General features: G+C 71.2%; 18 protein-coding genes. 8 read left to right on the forward strand and 10 right to left on the reverse strand.

What is annotated here, in order from left to right; translation table 11 throughout:
* Nucleotides 1–87: 87 nt before the first annotated feature.
* The 4 genes from OG562_RS18470 to OG562_RS18485 all read right to left on the reverse strand — a co-directional run bounded on the left by OG562_RS18470 (nt 88) and on the right by OG562_RS18485 (nt 5325).
* The gene (locus OG562_RS18470; RefSeq protein WP_266399044.1) at nt 88–1590 is read right to left on the reverse strand and encodes an aldehyde dehydrogenase family protein; all 1503 of its coding nucleotides are present in this window, start codon (nt 1588–1590) and stop codon (nt 88–90) included.
* Nucleotides 1587–3317 (reverse strand): amidohydrolase family protein, encoded by a 1731-nt coding sequence (locus OG562_RS18475; RefSeq protein WP_266399045.1) that lies wholly within the window; start codon nt 3315–3317, stop codon nt 1587–1589. Before OG562_RS18475 ends, OG562_RS18470 begins: the two co-directional genes overlap by 4 nt.
* Nucleotides 3318–3322: 5 nt before the next feature.
* Entirely contained in the window at nt 3323–4441 is a 1119-nt protein-coding gene (locus tag OG562_RS18480; protein WP_323187531.1) for an LLM class flavin-dependent oxidoreductase, read from the reverse strand.
* A 107-nt stretch (nt 4442–4548) separates the two neighbouring features.
* Nucleotides 4549–5325 (reverse strand): SDR family NAD(P)-dependent oxidoreductase, encoded by a 777-nt coding sequence (locus tag OG562_RS18485; protein WP_266399051.1) that lies wholly within the window; start codon nt 5323–5325, stop codon nt 4549–4551.
* A 197-nt stretch (nt 5326–5522) separates the two neighbouring features.
* Between OG562_RS18485 and OG562_RS18490 the strand changes: the two genes are divergently transcribed.
* Together OG562_RS18490 and OG562_RS18495 are read left to right on the forward strand one after the other, a co-directional pair.
* Entirely contained in the window at nt 5523–6257 is a 735-nt protein-coding gene (locus tag OG562_RS18490) for a hypothetical protein (RefSeq protein ID WP_266399054.1), read from the forward strand.
* A gap of 55 nt (nt 6258–6312) precedes the next feature.
* On the forward strand, nt 6313–7113 hold the full coding sequence (locus OG562_RS18495; RefSeq protein ID WP_266399057.1) for a hypothetical protein: 801 nt from the start codon (nt 6313–6315) through the stop codon (nt 7111–7113).
* A gap of 31 nt (nt 7114–7144) precedes the next feature.
* On the opposite strand, the gene OG562_RS18500 is transcribed toward OG562_RS18495, so the two are convergent.
* From OG562_RS18500 to OG562_RS18510, 3 genes are all read right to left on the reverse strand, one after another.
* Nucleotides 7145–7813 carry a response regulator transcription factor gene (locus tag OG562_RS18500; RefSeq protein ID WP_266399060.1) on the reverse strand — a complete coding sequence of 223 codons (669 nt, stop codon included), beginning with the start codon at nt 7811–7813 and terminating at the stop codon, nt 7145–7147.
* Between the two features lie 101 nt (nt 7814–7914).
* Nucleotides 7915–8901, reverse strand: coding sequence for an LLM class F420-dependent oxidoreductase (locus OG562_RS18505; protein WP_266399061.1), 987 nt, complete (start codon nt 8899–8901; stop codon nt 7915–7917).
* Entirely contained in the window at nt 8877–10124 is a 1248-nt protein-coding gene (locus OG562_RS18510; protein ID WP_266399065.1) for an amidohydrolase family protein, read from the reverse strand. The genes OG562_RS18505 and OG562_RS18510 overlap by 25 nt, the downstream gene beginning before the upstream one ends.
* Before the next feature lie 354 nt (nt 10125–10478).
* On the opposite strand from OG562_RS18510, the gene OG562_RS18515 reads away from it, so the two are divergent.
* Both OG562_RS18515 and OG562_RS18520 read left to right on the forward strand, forming a co-directional pair.
* Nucleotides 10479–13463 carry a BTAD domain-containing putative transcriptional regulator gene (locus OG562_RS18515; RefSeq protein WP_266399068.1) on the forward strand — a complete coding sequence of 995 codons (2985 nt, stop codon included), beginning with the start codon at nt 10479–10481 and terminating at the stop codon, nt 13461–13463.
* A 204-nt stretch (nt 13464–13667) separates the two neighbouring features.
* Nucleotides 13668–13877 carry a hypothetical protein gene (locus tag OG562_RS18520; RefSeq protein WP_266399070.1) on the forward strand — a complete coding sequence of 70 codons (210 nt, stop codon included), beginning with the start codon at nt 13668–13670 and terminating at the stop codon, nt 13875–13877.
* A gap of 683 nt (nt 13878–14560) precedes the next feature.
* Here OG562_RS18520 and OG562_RS18525 read toward each other — a convergent pair.
* Entirely contained in the window at nt 14561–16240 is a 1680-nt protein-coding gene (locus OG562_RS18525) for a FadD3 family acyl-CoA ligase (RefSeq protein ID WP_323187658.1), read from the reverse strand.
* A gap of 146 nt (nt 16241–16386) precedes the next feature.
* Here OG562_RS18525 and OG562_RS18530 point away from each other — a divergent pair, with 146 nt between their 5' ends.
* From OG562_RS18530 to OG562_RS18540, 3 genes are read left to right on the forward strand one after another with little or no spacing between them, the layout of a single operon-like run.
* Nucleotides 16387–17568: a lipid-transfer protein gene (locus OG562_RS18530; protein WP_266399071.1), complete on the forward strand. Its 1182-nt coding sequence runs from the start codon at nt 16387–16389 to the stop codon at nt 17566–17568.
* Nucleotides 17569–17572: 4 nt separating this feature from the next.
* A complete protein-coding gene (locus tag OG562_RS18535; RefSeq protein WP_266399073.1) occupies nt 17573–17989 on the forward strand; it encodes a Zn-ribbon domain-containing OB-fold protein in 417 nt (138 codons plus the stop codon).
* Nucleotides 17986–18756: an enoyl-CoA hydratase/isomerase family protein gene (locus OG562_RS18540; RefSeq protein WP_266399076.1), complete on the forward strand. Its 771-nt coding sequence runs from the start codon at nt 17986–17988 to the stop codon at nt 18754–18756. The genes OG562_RS18535 and OG562_RS18540 overlap by 4 nt, the downstream gene beginning before the upstream one ends.
* Before the next feature lie 34 nt (nt 18757–18790).
* On the opposite strand, the gene OG562_RS18545 is transcribed toward OG562_RS18540, so the two are convergent.
* The gene (locus tag OG562_RS18545) at nt 18791–19036 is read right to left on the reverse strand and encodes a hypothetical protein (protein WP_266399079.1); all 246 of its coding nucleotides are present in this window, start codon (nt 19034–19036) and stop codon (nt 18791–18793) included.
* Between OG562_RS18545 and OG562_RS18550 the strand changes: the two genes are divergently transcribed.
* Entirely contained in the window at nt 19014–19235 is a 222-nt protein-coding gene (locus tag OG562_RS18550; protein ID WP_266399081.1) for a hypothetical protein, read from the forward strand. The genes OG562_RS18545 and OG562_RS18550 overlap by 23 nt on opposite strands.
* A gap of 290 nt (nt 19236–19525) precedes the next feature.
* Here the strand turns inward: OG562_RS18550 and OG562_RS18555 are convergent, their stop codons facing one another.
* Complete coding sequence (locus tag OG562_RS18555; protein WP_266399083.1) at nt 19526–21910, reverse strand: PQQ-binding-like beta-propeller repeat protein; 2385 nt, start codon at nt 21908–21910, stop codon at nt 19526–19528.
* Nucleotides 21911–22019: the final 109 nt, after the last annotated feature.

Genomic DNA, 22019 nt, shown 5'->3' on the forward strand with positions numbered 1-22019 from the left:
CCCCGATCTTCTGCACGCCGAGCCCGACGACCGGTACTCAAAGGGCAATTGGACAGGACACGTCGCTTTCTCACCCCGGCCGGGCGCTCACCCCGGCCAGACGACCGCCTGCACCTCGCTGTACGCGTGCAGGGCGTACGACCCCACGTCCCGGCCCACTCCGCTCTGTTTGAAGCCGCCGAAGGGGGCCTCCATGTTGCGGCCGACCGTGTTGACGCCGACCCCGCCGGCGCGTAGGCGTCGGGCGATCCGGAAGGCTCTGGCCACGTCCCCGGACCAGACGTAGTCGATCAGGCCGTAGTCGGAGTCGTTGGCGAGGTGGACGGCCTCGTCCTCCTCGTCGAAGGGGATGACGACGACGACCGGGCCGAAGATCTCCTCCCGGGCCACGCGCATGTCGTTGGTGCAGTCCGCGAGGAGGGTGGGGTTGATGTAGAAACCCGTTTCGAGCGCGGGGCGTTCGCCGCCGGTCAGGACGGTCGCGCCCTCTTTGCGGCCCAGTTCGACGTAGGACTCCACGCGGTCGCGGTGCTCCGCCGAGATGACCGGGCCGACCACCGTCTGCCGGTCCCGGGGGTCGCCCACGCGCAGCCGGGTGGCGTACGTCCTCAGACCCTCCAACAGGCGGTCGTACACGCCTCGTTGGGCCAGGACGCGGGTCGGCGCGGTGCAGATCTGGCCGCTGTAGAAGGAGAAGGTGGTGCCGATGCCGGAGACGGCGGAGGCGAGGTCCGCGTCGTCGAAGACGATGGCCGCGCCCTTGCCGCCCAGCTCCATCAGCTGGCGTTTCATGTCCCGGCCGCACACCTCGGCGATGCGCCGGCCGACCGCCGTGGAGCCCGTGAAGCTCACCATGTCGACGTCGGGGGACGAAACGGAGGCCTCGCCGACCTCCACCGCGCGCCCGGAGACGACGTTCACCACCCCGCGCGGGACGCCCGCCGCCTCCAGCGCCTCCGCCATCCGGTACACGGAGAGGGGGTCCTGCGGGGCGGGTTTCACCACGACCGTGTTGCCCATGGCGAGGGCGGGGGCGATCTTGCCGGCCGGGTTCGCCCACGGGTTGTTGTACGACGTGATGCAGGTGACGACGCCGACCGGCTGGCGGATGGCCAGCGCGCCCATCACCGCCGCCTTCCCCATCGGGCCTGCTTCGTTGATCTGGGGGTCGATCGGCCACTCGGAGGGCTCCACGCGCGCGTAGCGGCGGAAGCGGGCCGCGGCCACGCCCACCTGCATCGCCCTCGCGGTGCCGGTCGTCGCGCCGGTCTCGGCCCGGGCCAGCTCCGTGTACGGCGTGCTGTGCGCCTGGATGACGTCGGCGGCGCGGGCCAGCATCGCCGCCCGTTCCTGCGGGGCCGTGCGCGACCAGGGTCCGAAGGCCTCGCGGGCAGCGGCGCAGGCCGCGTGCACCTGGGCCCGCGAGGCCTCCGGGGCCCAGCCGACGGTCTCCTCGGTCGCCGGGTCGGTGACGGCGTAGCAACCGCCTTCCGGCTCGACCCAGTCCCCGCCGACGAACAGCCGTTGCCCGTCGCCGACTTGACGCCCGGCAGCCCGCTCCTGCCGTTCCGCCTCCCCCCGTCGGCTCACGTCGTGCTCACCGTCCTGGTGTCCCGGCCCGAGCGCAGCACCCGCCCCGGCACCGCGCCGGTCACCACGTCGTCGCGGATGGCCGCGACTCCGTTGACCCAGACGGCCCGTACGCCGATCGCCTTGGAGTCCAGGCGCGGGCTGTCGCCCGGCAGGTCGTGCAGCAGGGTGGCCTTGCCGGCGTCGATCCGCTCCGGGTCGAACAGGACGAGGTCCGCGTGGAAGCCCTCAGCCACCCTGCCCCGCTCGCGCAGCCCGAACAGCCGCGCCGGGTCGTCCGTGAGCATCTTCACCGCCTGCTCGAGCCCCACCAGCTTCCGCCCCCGCAGACAGTCCCCGAGGAAGCGTGTGGTGTACGGCGCTCCGCACATGCGGTCCAGGTGCGCGCCGGCGTCGGAGCCGCCGAGCAGGACGTCCTCGTGCTGCCAGGTCTCCGCGCGCAGGGCCCAGGACGCGGGGTCGTTGTCGCTCGGCATGGGCCACAGGACCGTACGCAGGTCGTCGGCGGCGCAGATCTCGACCAGGCAGGAGAAGGGGTCGAGACCGCGTTCTGCGGCGATGTCCCGGACGACCCGGCCGGTCAGGCCCTCGTTGCGGGGGCTGTAGGTGTCGCCGATGACGTATCGGCCGAAGTTCGCCAGGCGTCGGAAGACGCCCGCCTCCTTGGACTGCGCCCGGCGGAGCATCTCGGCCCGGACATCAGGGTCGCTCAGCTGTTCGATTCGCTGGGGGACGGGCAGGGCGAGGATCGGGCCCCAGCCGGGGATCAGGTTCAGCGCGCAGAACGTGCCCAGGGACATGTTCATCGGCGTGAGGATCGGCATGGTGAGGGCGACGACCCGACCGCCCGCCTTCCGGGCCCGTTCGCTCGCCGACAGCTGCCGGGGCACGCGCTCGGGGACGGCCGCGTCGACGGTGAGGACGTTCCAGTTCAGGGGGCGTCCGGCGGTCGCGCTCATCTCCACGAACAGATCGATCTCGGCGTCGCTGAACTGGTCCAGACAGCCCGCGACGATCGCCTCGATCTGCGTGCCCTCGTGCTCGCCCACCGCCCGCGCCAGCGCGAGGAGTTCGTCCGGGCTCGCGTGGCGGGAGGCGACCGGCTGTCCGTCGCCGTCGGAGTGGGTGCTCGACTGGGTGGTGGAGAAGCCCCACGCGCCCGCGTCCATGGCCTCGTGCAACAGCCGCACGATCTCGGCCAGTTGCCTCTCGGTGGGCCGGCCGCCGATCGCGTCCGGCCCCATCACGTACCGACGCAGCGCGCAATGGCCCACCATGAAGCCCGCGTTGACCGCGATCCGGCCCTCCAGCGCGTCCAGGTACTCGCCGAAGCCGTGCCAGCTCCAGGGCGCGCCCTCCTCCAGGGCGACCAGGGACATGCCCTCCACCTTGGACATCATCCGGCGGGTGTAGTCGGCGTCCTCGGGGCGGGCCGGGTTCAGCGGCGCGAGGGTGAAACCGCAGTTGCCGGCCGCGACGGTCGTGACGCCGTGGTTGAGCGACGGCGTCGCGTACGGGTCCCAGAACAGCTGGGCGTCGTAGTGGGTGTGCGGGTCGACGAACCCGGGCGCGAGCACGAGCCCGGACGCGTCCTCGCTGGTCCGGGCCTCCTCGGCGACCGTCCCTACGACGGCGATACGGCCGTCCCGGATCCCGACGTCGGCGACCCGGGCCGGCGCGCCCGTCCCGTCGACGACGGTCGCGCCCTTGATGACATGGTCCAGCATGCCGACTACACCGCCTGCCGGAACCGCGTGGTCCGATGCACAGGGTCCGTGTCGATCTTCGGGATCACATGCTCCCCGATCAACCGGATCGTCTGGAGCGTCTCCTCCTTCGGCACCCCTACCGGCAGTCCGAAGCTCAGCTGGTCCGCGCCCGCCTGCTCCCACCGCTTGCACTGGCGCAGCACCTCGTCCGGGTCGCCGCAGATCAACAGCTCCTCCTCGACGAGGAGTTCGACGAAGTCGGCGTTGTACTCGGGGAGCGTCTCCGGCCAGACCGGGAAGCCCTCGGGCCGCGGGAAGGTGTCGTGGTAGCGGAACACCAGCGACGGCAGGTAGTGCAGGCCGCCCTCGACCGCGATCCGGATCGCCTCGTCATGGGTGGGCGCGCAGATCGCGGTCGTCGTCACCATCACGTTGTCGTTGACGAAGTCCCCGATGGGCTCGGCGTTCACCACCGCCGTCTTGTACTGCTCGAGCACCCACTCCATGTCGGACACCTTCTGGATGCTGAAGCCCAGCACCCCGAGGCCCTTGCGGGCGGCCATCGCGTACGACGGCGGCGACCCGGCCGCGTACCACATCGCGGGGTGCGACTTCCCATGCGGCTTCGGCAGGATCTTGCGCGGCGGGAGCTGCCAGTGCTTGCCCTGGAAGCCCACGTACTCGTCCTGGAGCCACATCTTGGGGAACTCCGCGATGGTCTCCTCCCAGATCTCCTTCGTGTAGTTCATGTCGGTGATGCCGGGGAGGAAGCCGAGGATCTCGTGGCTGCCCGCGCCGCGCCCGCTGCCGAACTCGAAGCGGTTCTCGGTGAGATGGTCGAGCATGGCGACCTTCTCGGCGACCTTCACCGGATGGTTGACCTGGGCGAGGGGGTTGAAGATGCCGGAGCCGAGGTGGATCCGGTCGGTCGCGTGCGCCAGGTAGCCGAGGAAGACGTCGTTGGCGGAGAGGTGCGAGTACTCCTCCAGGAAGTGGTGCTCGGACGCCCAGGCGTACTTGAAGCCGGACTTGTCCGCCTGGATGACGTACTCGGTCTCCTCCATCAGCGCCTTGTGCTCGGCGAGGGGGTCGGTCTCGGCGCGCTTGCCCACGTATCCCTGTACAAAGAGCCCGAATTCCAAGGAGGTTCACCGTCCCGAGTCCACATATGTTTCTGACGTACCGTCAGATTTGATGTCTGCCGCGACTCTGACACCGGGCGCATGCACCGTCAATAGCTGATACCGCGTCAGATCAGGGACACTCCGGCCAGCCAGCCCCCGTCGATCACGAACGGTTGCCCGGTGATGTACGACGAGTCCTCGGAGGTCAGGAACAGCGCGAGCCGCGCCACCTCCTCCGGGCGCCCGATCCGGCCCAGCGGCACGAGCTTGCGATACAGCGAGTCCAGCGCCCGCGAGGTCTCCTCGACGTCCGCCTCCGGGTCCAGCAGGGACGGGTTGGACATCGCGGTGTCGACGGCCCCCGGACACACGGCGTTGACCCGGATGCCCTGACTCGCCAGCTCCAGGGCCGCGACCCGGGTGAGACCGAGGACGGCGTGCTTGGTCGCCGCGTACGCCCCCACGGCCGCCATCCCGGTCACCCCGGTGTACGACGCCGTGTTGACGATCGTGCCCCCGCCGGCCGCCGCGATCAGCGGCGCGACCGTCTTGACGCCGAGGAAGCAGCCGACCTGGTTGACCTGCACGACCTGCAGGAACTCGTCGAGGGGAGTGTCCACGAGGGCGTTGAAGCGCAGGATGCCCGCGTTGTTCACGAGGCCGTCCACCCGGCCGTACGCCTCCTCGGCGACGGCGACCGCGGACCGCCAGTCGGCCTCCCGGCCCACATCGAGATGGACATAGAGCGCCCCCAACTCCTTGGCGAGCGCGGCCCCTTGCTCATCGAGCACATCGGCCACGACGACCTCGGCGCCCTCCGCCGCGAAGAGCCGCGCCTCCTGCTCCCCCTGCCCGCGCGCCGCGCCGGTGACGATCACGACGCGTCCGTCCAGCTTGCCCATGCGGCACCCCTTCGCATCGATGGAGTCCAGCATCGTAGCGCCGGATCTGACGTAGCGTCAGATGTCGCGGGAGGGTGCGCTCCGGGACCCGAGTCGGGGCAAACGTCGGAGCATTGCACAAGCACACATCAAGTGACCGGCGAGTAGGGATATTTGACCCTGTCATTACCGACTGCTGGGCTCCCATAATCCTCGGCATGGCAAAGAGGAGACTCAAGAACAAGAAGATCCGGTTCGTCGCCGTCGGCGCGGCACTCGCCACCGGCGGGGCGATCGTCGCCCTGCTGCCGTCGGCGAACGCGGCCGACGCGAAGACGCCTGAGCAGATCATGACCATGTGCGAGAGGTCCGCGGTGGTCAGCGGGAAACAGCGATCGGTGTCGGACTTCGGCGGGGCCTTCGCGGACGGTTTCCAGGCCGACAACTGCGACTATGTCGAGACGAATTTCGAGACCTTCGACGGCCCCACCGAGAAGTCGTCCATCGATTTCCCCAACTGTGAGCCGAACGCCACCGAACCGGCCAAGGTGTCCATTTCCTGGTCGGCGACGGCGGCCCAGGGACAGGGCAAGTACACCGCCACCCAACAGGGCGCGGGCGGCGGCCTCTTCGGATTCCTCAGCGGGTCCTGGCTCAAGCACAAGGGCACCCTGGACATGACCGTGAAGTCGGCGACGGCGAGCGACACGGAACAGCGGGAGGTGCCGGTCGGCAAGGTGCTCCACATGGAGTTCACGCCCAAGATCCAGCGTATGACCGGCGAATGGCGGGTGCGGATCGACGCCGATCCCGGGAGCTTCGCCGTGAACCCCTCCCCCGAGCAGAACTTCGTGGCCCCGGAGGTCGTCACGGGCCCCGTCGTGCTGCCGGGCGCCGCGGGCGGACCCGGCGTGGTGGACGGCACGTCCAAGGCGGTCCTGGAGGACTGCTGACCCTCCGCTCACCGAAGTCACAGCTCAGACCCCACATCCCCCACAGGAGAGACCCATGCCCCGCACCGCCCGCACTGCCGGCAAGAGAAGTCACCGGAGCAAGAAGAAGCGCATCACCCTCGCCCTGGCCCCAGTGGCGGCCCTCGCCGTGGCGATCCCGCTGATGAACCAGGCCGGCGCCGCCACCCCCTCCGAGGTGAGCGCCGACTGCGCGTCGGACTCCAACAAACTGGACGACTGCGAGTTCGTCGACGTCCAGTTCAAGGCGAACAGCCTCGGCCCCAACGAGCGCGTCTCGGCGGTGACCGACAACTGCGGTTCGACGGGCACCGCCTCGAAGACCTTCAACGTGAGCACCTCGGTGACCCGGACCATTCAGCTGGAGGACGGATTCACCGCCGCGGCCGACTCGAAGCTGGGCAACTCGTTCTTCGAGATCGGCGCGAAGTTCAACACCACGGAAATCAACATCACGCGTGACGACAAGGCGACCGGCATGGCGTTCAGCCGGACGGACACCGTCCAGGCGGACAGCATCGGCTTCTTCATGTGGTCGGCGAAGCGCACCGACGTGAGCGGATTCCTGCGGGCCACGTACAAGGAGGCGCAGGACGGCCAGAAGGTGTTCTTCTCCCCCAGCGAGGGCGGTGCGACCGTGCACGTCTTCTATCCGCAGATCCTGAAAAACGGAACTCCCGACGGCCGGCTCTGGCTGCGGAACGTGAAGTGCGGAACTCCCGAGGCCAACGGAATCCAGAATTCTGGCAACAGCCTCAGGGCGGAGCCAGGATTCGGCGAGGGCGGCGGCAACGTCACCGACGTGGAAATCCCGCTCGCGGAGGTTCCGGCACAGTAGCCGGTATTCGACACTCGGTTCTCGATTGTTCTCAGTTGCGAAGCACGGGCGTGGCGGGGGTGGCTCCCAGCCACCGCAGGACCGCGTCCGTGCTGCCCCGGGCGTCGAGCTTGGCGTAGATGTTGCTGAGGTTGTTGCGGACGGTCTTCTCGCTTAACCGCAGTCTCAGCCCGATCTCCTGTGCGCCCAGGCCGGTCGACAGCAGTTCCATGACCTGCCGTTCGCGCGGCGAGAGCAGGGCCCGCAGCCGCTCGATCGCGTCCCCGGCCGTGCGCATCCGGCGGGCCCCCTCGCGCAGGGCGGCGCACGCGGACGGCGAGAGGTAGGTGTGTCCGACGGTGGCGCCCAGGGCGGCCGAGGACAGCATGTGGGTGCAGTAGTCGCCCTCGACCAGATAGCCCGCCCCACGCTCGAACACCTCGATCACCGTGTCGGTGTCCCGGCGGGGGCTGACCACGATCACCGGGACGCCCGGCGCGTCCAGCGCGGTGAGCAGCTCCGGGAAGGCCGCCGACGGCTCGGCGCAGCGCAGCAGGACGACGTCCACGTCCGCCGCCCCGCCGCGGCGGAGCGCCTGGTAGGGCGGGGACGTCCGCAGCACCCGGCGCACGTAGGGGTCGTCCGGGGCCGGCCAGTCGTCGTGCGGCCACTCGCCCTCGGCACAGGCCAGGGCGACGGAGAATCGCTGGGAGGATCGCACCACTAGGTGTCCTTCCGCCGGAACCTTCACGTCCGTACGTCCGTACGTACGTGAGTCGGCGTGGACATGTTCAAAGATTCAAGAAGTGCTGTCAGACAGGTTCAGCCAGAGGGTTGTTCGGACAGGTCGTGAAGGTCGTGAAGGTCGTGAAGCAGCGGCGCGACCTCCGTGCCGAACGCCGCGATCTGGTCGACGGCTTCGGCCGGGCTCCGGCTGCGGAAGCGCACCTGGATCTGGTGCACGCCCATCGCTCCGTACGCGCTCAGGGACTCGGCGAGCGCGGCCGGGGGCCCGCTGAGGGTGCGCCGGCCCACGTCCCAGGCGGGCCGGCCGACGTACAGGGGCTCGGTGATGGCGCCGACGACGAAGGGCCCGTCGAGGCCCGCCTCGGCGCGCAGCCGGGTGATCCGGGCGATCTGCGCGGGCAGCCGGTCCCGCGGGTCCCCCTGCGGCAGCCAGCCGTCCCCCTTCAGCGCGGCCCGGCGCACGGCGGCCGGCGAGGAGCCGCCGACCCAGAGGGGGACCAGGGGCTGAGCGGGCCGCGGCCGCTGGCCGAGCCCCTCGAAGTCGTGGAACTTGCCGTGGTGTTCGGGGAACTCCTCGGGCCCGAGCGCGGCGCGCAGGGCGTCGACGCACTCGTCCAGCACGGCCCCGCGCCGTTCGAAGTCCGCCCCCAGCGCCTCGAACTCCTCCCGTACGTGCCCGGCGCCCACCCCGAGGATCAGGCGACCGCCCGAGAGATGGTCCAGGGTGGCGTACTGCTTGGCGGTGATCAGCGGGTGCCGCAGGCCGACCACCGCCACATGGCTGAGCAGCCGGACGCGTTCGGTCACGCCCGCCAGATAGCCGAGGGTGGCCACGGGGTCGTACCAGACCGTGCTCATGGCGTCGGCCAGCCGACGGGGGATCGCCACGTGGTCGCAGACGGCGACGTAGGCGAAGCCGGCGCGGTCGGCGGCGCGGGCCAGCTCGACGAGCTCCTCGGGACCGGCGGCGGCCTCCCAGGATTCGGCGTAGAGCGTGGACTGGGACTGGACGGGGAGCTGGATGCCGTAGGCGAGGGTCACGGCCTGCCGCCGCCCGCCCACAGCCCCTCCGGAGTCAGCCCCAGCAGGTCGATGGCGTTGCCGCGGACGATGCGTTCGACCACGTCCGGGGCCAGATGGCCCATCTGGGCCTCGCCGACCTCGCGGGACTTCGGCCAGGTGGAGTCGGAGTGCGGGTAGTCGGTCTCGTACAGGACGTTGGCGACGCCGATGGAGTCCAGGCTGCGCAGGCCGAAGGCGTCGTCGAAGAAGCAGCAGTAGACGTGTTCCGCGAACAGCTCGGACGGGGGCCGCAGGACCTTGTCGGCGACGCCGCCCCAGCCGCGGTTCTCCTCCCAGACGACGTCGGCGCGCTCCAGGATGTAGGGGATCCAGCCGATCTGGGACTCCGCGTACATCACCTTGAGGTTCGGGAAGCGGTCGAACTTGCCGCTCATCAGCCAGTCGACCGTCGAGAAGCAGGAGTTGGCGAAGGTGATGGTGGAGCCGACGGCCGGCGGGGCGTCGGCGGAGGTGGACGGCATACGGCTGGAGGAGCCGATGTGCATGGCGACCACCGTGCCCGTCTCGTCGCAGGCGGCGAGGAAGGGGTCCCAGTAGTCGGTGTGGATGGAGGGCAGTCCGAGGTGCGGGGGTATCTCGGAGAAGGCGACGGCGCGCACGCCCCGGGCGGCGTTGCGGCGGACCTCCGCGGCGGCCAACTCCGCGTCCCACAGCGGGATCAGGGTGAGCGGGATGAGCCGGCCGTGCGCCTCGGGGCCGCACCACTCCTCCACCGTCCAGTCGTTGTAGGCCCGCACGCACAGCAGGCCCAGCTCGTGGTCGGCGGCCTCGGTGAAGGTCTGGCCGCAGAAACGGGGGAAGGTGGGGAAGCAGACGGCGGACTGGACGTGGTTGACGTCCATGTCGGCGAGGCGCTCGGCGACGTCGTAGGACCCCGGCCGCATCTGCTCGTAGGTGATGACCTCCAGCTTGATCTCGTCCCTGCTGTAGCCGACGGCGGTGTCGAGGCGGGTGAGAGGCCGGCGGAGATCCTCGTAGACCCACCAGTCGCCGACGGGGCCGTCGTCGCCGGGCTCGCCCATGACGGGATTGAAGCGGCCGCCGAGGAACGACATCTCCTTCAGCGGGGCACGGACCGTGCGGGGGCCGATGTCGAGGTACTTCTTCGGGAGCCGGTCCTGCCAGACGGTGGCGGGCTCGACGGTGTGATCGTCGACGGAAATGATCCGGGGCAGGGGCGTGGCGGGCTGTGAGGTCTCCATGGGGGCACGGTAGCGCGTATCTGACGGTGCGTCAGCTAGCGTGCGCGGGGTACTGCGGAGGGACTGCGGGGGCGCCGGGGGCGGGGTGATCGGTCAAGGGGGTTGGTTGAGACGTTGCTTGAGACGTTGGTCGGGAGCTTGGTCGGGATGCGGATGGGAGGTTGGTCGGGAGGTGGATGGGATGCGCGGAGGGCGTGCGGTCCGGGTGCGGTCCGCACGCAGTCGGCGTGCGGTCCGCGTGTCCGCTCCGTGCAGCCCGTGTGGCGCCTTGTGATCGGCGTCTCGCACGGCTGACGGTTCCGGCACGGACAGGGCAAACTGGCCTGGTTATTCGGATGCCTAAGGGGAGCCCTGATGGACGACCGTGCAGAACACGGCGGGCCGCGTGTGCCGGAACAGAGACGTCCCGGCTCCCCTGGGGAGCCCGACCTGCGCTTCGGCGTGCTCGGCCCGGTGCGCGCACAGCGCGGCGAGGAGCGGCTGGCCACCGGGTCCCCTCAGCAACGCGCCCTGCTGGCAGCCCTGTTGCTGCGCGAGGGCCGTACGGCCACGGCCGCCGAGCTGATCGACGCACTGTGGGGCGAGGAGTCTCCTCCGCAGGCGCTGGCGGCGGTGCGGACGTACGCGTCACGGCTGCGGAAGGTGCTGGACCCCGGCGTCCTGGTGAGCGAGTCGGGCGGGTACGCCGTACGGGGGCTGGGCGAGGGCGCCCTGGATCTGACGGTGGCGCAGGAGTGGGCGACCGAGTCGGACAAGGCCCGCTCGGCCGGAGACCTGTCCCTGGCACGGGAGTCGCTGAACCGGGCGCTCGGCCTGTGGAACGGCGAGACGCTGGCCGGCGTGCCCGGCCCGTACGCCGAGGCGCAGCGCGTCCGGCTCGAGGAGTGGCGGCTGGGCCTGCTCGCCTCCCGCCTGGACATGGACCTGGAGCAGGGCTGCCACGCGGAGGCCGTCTCCGAACTGACCGCGCTGACCGCCGCGTACCCGTTGCGCGAGCGTTTCCGGGAACTGCTGATGCTGGCGCTGTACCGCAGCGGCCGACAGGCGGAGGCGCTGGCGGTGTACGCGGACACCCGGCGGCTGCTGGCCGAGGAGCTGGGGGTGGATCCGCGGCCGGGACTACGGGAGTTGCAGCGGCGGATCCTGCAGGCCGACCCGGAGTTGGCGGAGCCGTCGGCGGCCGCCGCCGAACCGGCGGTCGTCCCGGTACGGCCCGCGCAACTCCCGGCGACCGTACCGGACTTCACCGGCCGGTCGTCCTTCGTGAAGGATCTCAGCGAGGTGCTGGCCGGGGCGTCCGGCCCCGAGGGCGGCGGCGGGACGGGCCGGGTCATGGCCGTGTCGGCGCTGGCGGGCATCGGCGGCGTAGGCAAGACCACCCTCGCCGTGCACGTGGCCCACCAGGCCCGGTCCACCTTCCCCGACGGGCAGTTGTACGTCGATCTCCAGGGAGCCGGGGCGAGGGCGGCGGAACCGGAGACCGTACTGGGCTCGTTCCTACGGGCGTTGGGCACCGCGGACTCGGCGATCCCGGACTCCCTGGAGGAACGGGCTGCGCTGTACCGCTCGGTGCTGGACGGCCGACGGGTCCTCGTCCTGCTGGACAACGCGAAGGACGCGGCCCAGGTACGCCCCCTGCTGCCCGGCACCGAAGGATGCGCCGCGCTCGTCACGAGCCGGGTGCGGATGGTGGACCTGGCGGGCGCGCACCTCGTCGACCTGGACGTGATGTCCCCCGACGAGGCACTGGCCCTGTTCACCAGGATCGTGGGCGAGGAACGGGTGGCGTCGGAACGGGAGTCGGCGCTCGACGTCGTCGCGGCCTGCGGCTTCCTCCCCCTGGCGATCCGCATCGCGGCCTCCCGCCTGGCCGCCCGCCGCACCTGGACGGTCTCCGTCCTCGCGGCGAAGCTCGCCGACGAGCGCCGACGACTGGACGAACTCCAGGCCGGCGACCTGGCCGTGAAGGCGACCTTCGAACTCGGCTACGGCCAACTCGAGCCCGCCCAGGCCCGCGCCTTCCGCCTCCTGGGCCTGGCCGACGGCCCGGACATCTCCCTGGCCGCGGCGGCAGCGGTCCTGGACCTGCCCCAGGACGACACCGAGGACGTACTGGAGTCCCTGGTGGACACGTCCTTGCTGGACTCTGCGGCTCCTGAGCGGTACCGGTTCCACGATCTGGTGCGGCTCTACGCGCGTGCCTGTGCGGAGAGAGACGAGTGGCCGCCCAGTGAGCGGCAGGCGGCCATGTCTCGGTTGCTGGACTTCTATCTGGCCACCGCGGCGGGGGTTTACGCGATCGAGCGGCCAGGGGATCGGCTGGTGAACCATCTGGAGAGGACCGAGTATCCGGGGCTGAGCTTCACCAACTCCGCGGGTGCGGTCGACTGGCTGTTCGCCGAAGCCGACTGCCTCCTGGCCTGCGTACGCCAAAGCGCGGGAGGCGGAATGCTCAGGCGGGCCGTCGATCTGCTCTGGGTCGCGAAGGACCTGGCGGAGTCCGGCGCCAACTCCTACCAGTACGAGACGACCGCAGTGGCGCTGCGCGACCTGGCCCATGAGACGGGGGACGGCCGGTCCGAAGCACGTGCACGCACCGCGCTGACCAACGCCCTCATGGTTTCCGACCGGTTCACGCAGGCCGACGAAGAGGCGCGAATCGCCATTCTCCTCGCCCGGGAGGCGGCGGATCTCGCCCCATGCTGCTGGGTTCCGAACGACCGCGGGATCATCGCCTTCTACCAAGGCCGCAACGACGACGGAGAAAGGCACCTTCAGGAGGCGATCGCCAACTACCGCGCCGACGGGAATCTGCCGGGCGAGGCCAGCGCCCTGTGCAACCTCTCGCGCATTCAGGTCAAGCTGGGCCGCACAGGCAGTGCGGTCGAGCTCGCCCGACGCGGAGTCGCCATATACGACCAGCTCGGGCTGACGGTGCGCCTCGCCAACGGTCGGCTTGCGCTCGGGATCGCCCTCAGCGCCGCCGACCGGTACGGCGAGGCACTCGAGCATCTCAGCGAAGCTCTCCGGCTCTTCCAAGAGAACCGGCAGCGGCTCTGGGAGGGTTCCGCGAACTTCCGTATCTCCGAGGCCTATCTGGCGAGCGGCCGTCCGGCGCTGGCAGCACAGCACGCGGAACGAGCCCTCGCTCTCCGAGTGATCGGAGGGGAGTGGATGCGGGCGAACGTGCTGACCACGTTGGGGCAGGCTCTCGAGCAGATCGGCCAGACAGACCGGGCCAGGGCATGCTGGAGCGAAGCGCTCAACATCCACGAGGCATCCGGTGCCCCCGAAGTCGAGCAGGTGAAGGCTCTGCTCCGGCCGGCCGCCGCCGCTTGATCGACCAGCCGGATCCGACGTTCATCATTCGTTTATCCGCGCTCGCCATGCTCATGGGTGTCGTCCCGTCGCGTCGAGGGGGCCGACGGCTCGGCACCTGGCCGCACCAATAGGGTGAAAGGCCTTGAACTGCCTGCCCGGCAATCCGTGGGGGAGTCACCGGGCGGGCTTCGATTCAGCACGTTCGACAGGGAGTTGCCGACGATGAGCGGTGCCACGAAGAAGCAGGACATCACCACGCTGGAGAACCACGCCGGCAGCCCGGACGACGGATCGACGGTCGAGCCGCTCGAGAACCACGCCGGCAGCGTCGCCGAGACTGAGACCATCAAGCCTCTGGAGAACCACGCCGGCAGCGTGGAGGCCAGCGTCCTCAAGACCCTCGAGAACCACGCCGGTTCCGAAGAGGCATAAGGCCAGACCACGACGGGAGATCGGCCGCGGCGGCGCGGAGGGGGGCCGCCGCGGCCGAGGTGCGTGCGAACAGCCCGACGTCCGCCGAGAACCACGCGGGGTAACTCGGCAGCTCGATGAAGGGGCCGGACTCAAGTCCGGCCCCTTCGGCATGTCATCCCCCGCCGTCGCGAGGCCACGGCCACGGCCACGGCCGACCTGGTGTCGCCCCGGTCAGCGACTCGAAGCGCCCCGCTCGCACCCCACGCCCAAGGGCGGTTATCCACAGGCCGAGCGGAGATCGGGCCGAACTGCGATCTTGGGTGGGTGAAGCGAAGGGCGCTGGGGGAGCTGGCAGAGGAGGGAGTCCTCCTCACGTCGCGTGCCCTTGACGCGGGATGGCCCGGGCGAAGCCTGACGCGGGCGCTCCGCGCGGACGGCTGGACCCTCCTGAGAAGGGGCGCCTGGGCCGAACCCGGTCGGTGCCCCGACCTCCTCACGCGGCTTCGGGCAGTGCAGCTCCTCAACCCCCGGCTGGTCGCGAGTCACCGTTCGGCGGCCGTCTTCTCCCGCACACCAGCCGCCACCCTCCTCCCCCCGCCCCTGGCCCCAACCCCCCACCAACGACTCCCCCCACCCCCACCGGCCCACGGGGAGCGCCCTTCAGAAGCGAGCGGCCCGACGTTCACGTCTCCGACGGGGGCTCACTCCAGCACCCCCCTCACCCGCAACTCCCCCTTGAGCACCTTCCCGCTCGCGTTCCGTGGGAGTTCGCGGACGAACTCCACCGACCTCGGCACCTTGTAGTTCGCCATTTCTCGGCGGGCCCATGCGATCAGGTCGTCGCCTGTCGACACCGCTCCCGGTCGCCGGACCACGTATGCCTTGCCGACCTCGCCGAGTCGGGGGTCCGGGATGCCGATGACCGCGATGTCGGCGACGTCGGGATGAAGGCCCAGGAGTTGTTCTATTTCCGCCGGGTACGCGTTGAAGCCGCCGACGATGAACATGTCCTTGACCCGGTCGGTGATGCGGAGGTTGCCGGAGGGGTCCAGGACGCCGACGTCGCCGGTGCGCAGCCAGCCGTCCGGCGTCAGCACTTCAGCTGTCGCCGACTCGTCCTCGTAGTAGCCGCGCATGACGTTGAAGCCGCGGACCAGGATTTCGCCGGGTGCGCCCGGGGCCGGCGCCCTGCCCTGCTCGTCCACGAGTCTCACCTCCGTTCCGGGGATCGCCCGGCCCGAGGTCGACGCGATGACCTGCGGTTCGTCGCCGCGGCGGCACATCGTGACGATGCCGCTCGCCTCGGAGAGTCCGTACGCCGTCAGGACCGTCTCGACGCCCAGCTCACCCCGTAGCCGCTCCACCAGCCGCAGCGGGACCACGGCCGCGCCCGTCACCACCAGGCGCAGCGCGGAGAGGTCGTACTTGTCGCGGGAGGGGTGGTCCAGCAGCGACTGGAGGAGGGTCGGGGGGCCGGGCAGCACCGACACGCGTTCCGAGGCGACGTTCGCCAGGACCGTGTCGACGTTGAACACCGGCTGGGGGATCATCGTCGCGCCCCGCATCAGACAGGCGATCGCGCCCGCCTTGTAGCCGAAGGTGTGGAAGAAGGGGTTCACGATGAGGTAGCGGTCGCCGGGGCGCAGGTCGGCCAGGTCGGTCCAGATGGCGTACGCCCGTAGCGTCTGCGCGTGGGTGATCACCGCGCCCTTGGGGCGGCCCGTGGTGCCCGAGGTGAAGACGAGGTCCGAGGGCCAGGAACCGTCCACCGCGTCCGCCCGCGCCCGCACCTCTGTCGCCCCCACGCCCTCCCCGCCGGCCAGGAAGTCCTTCCAGGTGCCGAAGTCCGGCGGGGCGTCGTCGGACAGGACCACCACCCGCTCCAGCGCCGGCAGCCCCGGCAGCGGCCCGCGCACTCCCCCCAACCCCTCACCGACCCCCTCCCCCTCCCCCGCCGCCCGCCGCAGCGAGGCCACGTACGACGTCCCCAGGAACGTGCCGGTCACGAACAGCAGCCGCACCCCGCTGCGGCGCAGCACGTACGCCGCCTCCGTGCCCTTGAACCGTGTGTTCAGCGGGACCAGCACCGCCCCGGCCGACACCGCGCCCAGTGCGGCGACCAGCCAGTCGAGGGAGTTGGGCGCCCAGATCCCGACGCGGTCGCCCGGTTCCACGCCGTTCGCGATGCAGGCCGCCGCCGCGCGCTCCACCCGCGCGCCCAGTTCGGCGTACGAGATCCTCGTCCGGCCCTCCACGACCGCCTCGGCGTCCGCGTACCGCACGGCCGCCCAACGGACCAGTTCCGGAACGCTTTTCCACTCGCCCCGCCACCCGTCCCGCCCTTCGCGCCGCCCTTCGTCCCGCTGCTCGCCCCGCGCCACGTCTTCGCCCACAGCACGCCTCCCCAGCCAGAAGGGGCCCTGGAAGACCCCGAAAGTCCCCGGCGGAACCGGGAGCTGACTACCCGTCAGATTAGCTGTAGCCTGACGACCTGTCAGCTTGCCGTCCGTCTGCGGAGGTGCGCACCGTGACCGGAAGACCCGGCGGAACCGGAGGCTCAGGGCTCAAGGACGCCACCGCCATCGTCGGCATCGGGCAGACCCCGTTCGCCAAAAGCCTCCCCGAGGACGAGAAGACGCTTGCCTGTCGTGCCGTCCTCGCCGCCCTCGACGACGCCGGGATCGCCCCGGCCGAGGTCGACGCCCTCGCCTCCTACACCATGGAGGAGACCGACGAGGTCGAGCTGGCGAAGGCCGTCGGGTTCGGCGACCTGACCTTCTTCAGCCGCATCCCCTACGGGGGCGGGGGCTCCTGCGCGACCGTCGCCCATCTCGCCGCCGCCGTCGCCTCGGGGCAGGCGACGGTCGGGGTCGCCTGGCGGTCGAGGAAGCGAGGCAGCGGTCCGCGGCCGTGGACCAACACCGCCGTTCAACTCCCCACGCCCGCCCAGTGGACCAGGCCCTTCGGGCTGCTGCGCCCCGCCGACGAGATCGCCATGCTCGCGCGCCGCTATATGCACGAGTACGGCGCCACCCGCGACCACCTCTTCAACGTCGCCCTCGCCTGCCGCAACCGCGCCAACCAGAACCCCGCCGCCGTGATGTACGAGCGCCCCCTGACCCGCGAGATGTACATGACGTCCCGCTGGATCAGCGAGCCGCTCTGCCTCTATGACAACTGCCTGGAGACGGACGGGGCGTTGGCCTGTGTGGTCGTCAGCAGCGAGCGTGCCCGCGACTGCCGCCGCAAGCCGGTCTACGTCCACTCCGCCGCCCAGGGGCTGCCCGCCCAGCACCACGGGATGGTCAACTACTGGAACGACGACCCCCTCACCGGCCCCGCCTGGGCCGCAGCCCGCCATCTGTGGAAGCACGCCGACCTCACCCCGCAGGACGTCGACGTCGCCCAGATCTACGACGCGTTCACGCCCCTGGTCCCGCTCTCCCTGGAGGGCTACGGCTTCTGCGGCCGGGGCGAGGGAGGCGCGTTCACCGAGGGAGGCGCCCTGGAGAGCGGCGGGCTGCTGCCCCTCAACACCGGCGGAGGCGGGCTCAGCGAGGCCTACGTCCATGGGTTCAACCTCATCAACGAGGGCGTGAAGCAGCTGCGCGGCACCAGCACCGCCCAGGTCCCCGGAGCCGCATCCTGCCTGGTCACCGCCGGCGAGGGAGTCCCGACGTCCGCCCTGCTGCTCACCAACAGGAGCTGAATCCATGCTGACCCCGGTCACCGACCCCGACGGCGCCCCCTTCTGGCAGTACGCCGCCCAAGGCGAACTCCGCGTCCAGACCTGCGCCGACTGCGCCGAGCCCCGTTTCCCGCCCCGCCCCTGCTGCCCGCACTGCCAGTCCTTCGCGAGCGAGTGGCGCCCCACCTCCGGCCGCGGCCGGATCTGGTCCTACGTCGTCCCCCACCCGCCGCTGCTCCCCGCCTACGCAGCCCAGGCCCCCTACAACGTGATCGTCGTCGAGCTGGCCGACGCGCCCCGGATACGGCTGGTGGGCAACCTGGTGACGCAGGCGGGGGCGGCGCTCGACTCCCTCTCCCCCGACCGCGTCCGCATCGGCGCCCGGGTGCAGGTGGTGTTCGACGGAAACGGGTTTCCGCAATGGGTTCTGGAGCGGCCGTGAGCGTGCTGCTGAACGTCGACAAGGACGCCGGCGTCGCCGTCGTCACCCTCGACCGGCCCGCGAAGCTCAACGCCCTCGACCTCGACACCGTGGGCGAACTGCAGCGGATCTGGCGGGAGTTGCGCTTCGACGACTCCGTGCGGGCGGTGGTCCTCACCGGCGCGGGGCGGGCGTTCTGCACCGGGCTGGACCGGGACGCCGTCGTGCCGCAGCCCGACTCCCCCTATATGCAGGACGATCCGCTGCTCACCGTAGGCCCCAAGGCGAACGACCTGTGGAAGCCGGTGATCGCCGCCGTGGAGGGGATGGCCTGCGGGGGCGCCTTCTATCTGCTCGGGGAGTGCGAGTTCGTCGTCGCCGGGGACGGCGCCGAGTTCTTCGACCCGCACACCACGTACGGGATGGTCAGCGCGTACGAGTCGGTGCTGCTGGCGCAGCGGATGCCGTACGGGGAGGCAGCGCGGATGATGCTGATGGGGACCGCCGAGCGGATCTCGGCGCGGCGGGCGCATGAGGTCGGGTTCGTTTCCGAACTCACGGACGCGGGCGGGGCGTTGGCCGCCGCCGTCGCCTGTGCCGGGGTGATCGCCGGGTATCCGGCCGCCGGGGTCCAGGGGACCGTGCGGGCGTTGTGGTCGGCGAAGGAGGCGGCGCGCGCGATGGGGTTCGCGCAGGCGCCGCATCTCATCTCGCTGGGGAATCTGCCGACCGAGCGGCAGGCGGAGCTGTTCGCCGGACGGCGCGGCTCCGACCACCGCACCCGGTGAAGGAGTCGGCCACCGCACCCGGCAGGGGAGTCGGCTACTCCGCCGACGCCAGCGGTGACGCCTCGCAGTGGTCCACCTCGGCCGCCGTGGCCTCGTCGGTCAGCTGCACCTTCGCCGTCGCCACGCTGCGCGCGTCGACCCGGACCGCCACTCCGCGTGCGTCGACGGTGTCGCCGTTCGCGTCCAGGAAGGTGACGTCGGCGTAGAAGGAGCCGGCCCGGTCGTCGATGTTGGTGACCTCGATCGTGGCGTACGGCTTGTCCTTCGTCGCGCAGCTCACCAGCTTCACCTCGGCGTCCAGGAGCGCGGTGGAGGTGCTGGAGGTCCCGGACGAGCCGCTCGACGACGAGCCGGACGCGGAACCCGATGTGGAACCTGACGTGGAACCCGACGTCGACGACGAGCTGTCGTGGTCCTGGCTGGAGCTGCTGCATCCGCCGCCCCCGCCGCTGCCGTCACTGCTGCTGCGGTGCCCGTGACTCTTGCTGGTGGAGAACCCGGTCAGCGCCAGTACGACCAGTGCCGACACCGCCGCGAACCTGAACCTGTGCCTCTGTGTGTGCCCCCGTCGTTCCATAAGGACACCATAAGCAACCCCTGTCACGGCCATGTCACCGCGTGGCGACCGCCCCGTCCCCGGCGTAGCGTCTGGGATGAGAGCGGAGGCAGACCGAGCCGGACCGCTCCCCGCAGCGACGGCCGCCGTCTGGATCCCCTTCCGTGCACCCGGCACGACGGCCGTCCCGGACGGGAGATTCCCAGAGGCCGCTTACGCCGTTCTCGCCGTCCCGGTCCCCTTCTCCGCGTCCAGCGCGTACACGCAGCGGTCCTTGCTGCACGCGTACACCACGCCGTCCCGGACCACCGGGGAGCCGGTGATCTCGCCGCCGGTCGCCAGCTTCCAGCGCAGTCGGCCGTCGTCGGCCTTCAGGGTGTACAGCAGATGGTCGGTCGAGCCGAAGTGGATGCGGCCCTCGGCCACCGCGGGCGCGCCGACGATGTCGCCGCCCGCCTGGAAACGCCACTTCGGCGTTCCGGTCACCGCGTCCAGGGTGTAGAGGCCCTTGCCGCTGCCGACGTGGACATGGCCCGCGGCCACCAGCACCGGTTCGACGGACGCCCGGGCCTCGGTGGCGATGCGCCAGCGGTCGCGGCCGTCGGTGGCGTCGAGGGCGTAGACGGTGCCGAGGTAGTCGGCGAGGTACACCCCGCCGCCGGTCACCGCGGGGCCCGGCACGAAGGACGGCGGGGACAGGAACACGGCGGGGGCCTCGAAGTGCCAGCGCACCCTGCCGCTCGCCACGTCGACGGCGAGGACGCGGGTGCCGGCGGAGAGGTAGACGTAGCCGTCGGGGGCGGGCGTGACGCGGACCGGGACGCCGCCGCAGGACGCCGTGTCGCCGATCGGGTACGACCAGCGCTCGTCGCCGGTGCGGGCGTCCAGGGCTCTGAGCCGGGCGTCCTGCCAGACGTAGACCGTGCCGTCGTGCAGCGCGGGGCCCGCCTCCGGGGACTCGAAGTCGGTCTGGCAGCCGGAGATCTCCCACAGCTTCTGGCCGGTGGAGGCCTCCCAGGCCTGGACTCCGCCGCCGCGGGTGCCGGTGACGACCGTGCCCCGGTCGGCCTTGAGCGCGTACACCCAGGCGTCCGTCGACAGCCGCCACAGGTCGGCGCCCTCGCGGGCGTCCAGGGCGAACAGGGTGGGGCCGTCGGAGGCGTGGACGCGGCCGTCCGCGACCGCCGTCGACCAGGCCACGTCCCGTGTCTTGAAGCGGCGCCGGCCGGTGGCCACGTCCAGGGCGTGCACCTCGAAGGAGGTGACGTAGACGAGGTCCCCGGCGACCGACGGCGTGCCCCACACATCGTTCGACATGCGGAAACGCCACGGCCGCCAGCCCGCGGGAGTCTCCGCGGGCGCGCTCGGCGGCGCGGGTACGGCGGTGTCGGCGCCGTTGACGCCGGGGTGCAGCCGGGACCAGTTGGCGACCAGGCCGGCCTCGGGCACCGGCGCCTTCATGGCGGCCGTGGCGCGGACGTCGGCGATGCGGGGGCCGGGGCCGATCGGCACGGCCGCGCCGGCCAGCCGGATGGGGCCGATGTCGGGGGCGCCGACGGCGACGGGCGCGGGGGCGGTGCGGGCGGGCACGACCGGGTCATGGGACGGCGGGGGCGGCAGGGCAGGCATGGCGGGCCGGGCCAGGCCCACGCCTCCCCCGCCTCCGCTGCGGGGGCCGGCCACGGGGGCCGGTTTCGCCGGGCGGCCGCCGCGCCGCGTCTCGATCATGGTGACCGCCTTCTCGGGCAGCCACGCCGACGCCGTACCGCTGTCGTCGGAGCCGGAGCCGAAGAGGTGGGGGGCCAGCTGGGCCTGGAGGTCGGCCGGGTTGGGGCGGGCCGTGGCCTCCATCTGCATACAGGATTCGATGAGCGGACGCAGCTCGTCCGGGAGGCCCTCCAGGTCCGGGCCCTCGCGCAGCAGCATGAAAACGGTTTCGACCGGATTGGCGCCGTGGAAGGGCGGGTGTCCGGTCGCGGCGAACACCAGCATCGAGCCGAGCGAGAAGACGTCGCTCGCGCCGGTCACGCTGCGCGAGTCCTTCGCCTGTTCGGGGGACATGTAGGCGGGGGTGCCGACGGCGACGTTCGTCATCGTCAAACGTGTGTTCGAGACGCCGGACGCGATGCCGAAGTCGATCACCCGGGGGCCGTCCTCGACGACCAGCACGTTCGACGGCTTCAGGTCGCGGTGGACGAGCCCCGCGCCGTGGATGGACTGCAGCGCCTCCGCGACGCCCGCCGCCAGCCAGCGCACCGCCTGGGCCGGCATCGGCCCGCAGTCGTTCACTATCTCCTCGAGGGAGGGCGCGGGGACGTACGCGGTGGCCAGCCAGGGCACGGCGGCACGCGGGTCGGCGTCGACCACGGCGGCCGTATAGAAGCCGGAGACCGCCCGGGCCGCCTCCACCTCGCGCGTGAAGCGCACGCGGAAGAGCTGGTCCTCGGCGAGCTCGGTGCGGACCGTCTTGATCGCCACGCGCCGGCCGGACGCCGAGCGTGCCAGATAGACCAGCCCCATGCCGCCGGCACCCAGCCGTCCCAGCACCTCGAACGGCCCGATCCGCCGCGGGTCGTGCTGCGTCAGCTGATCCACCACTTGCCTGCCACCTCCCCGTACGAACCGCGTCACCCACTTGTGTACACGGCCCCGTGCAGCGTCTCACCACCGCACCGCCGTGGCGGCACGCACCCCGATTCTTCCTGGC

It is taken from the genome of Streptomyces sp. NBC_01275, assembly GCF_026340655.1.
Classification (GTDB): Bacteria; Actinomycetota; Actinomycetes; order Streptomycetales; family Streptomycetaceae; genus Streptomyces.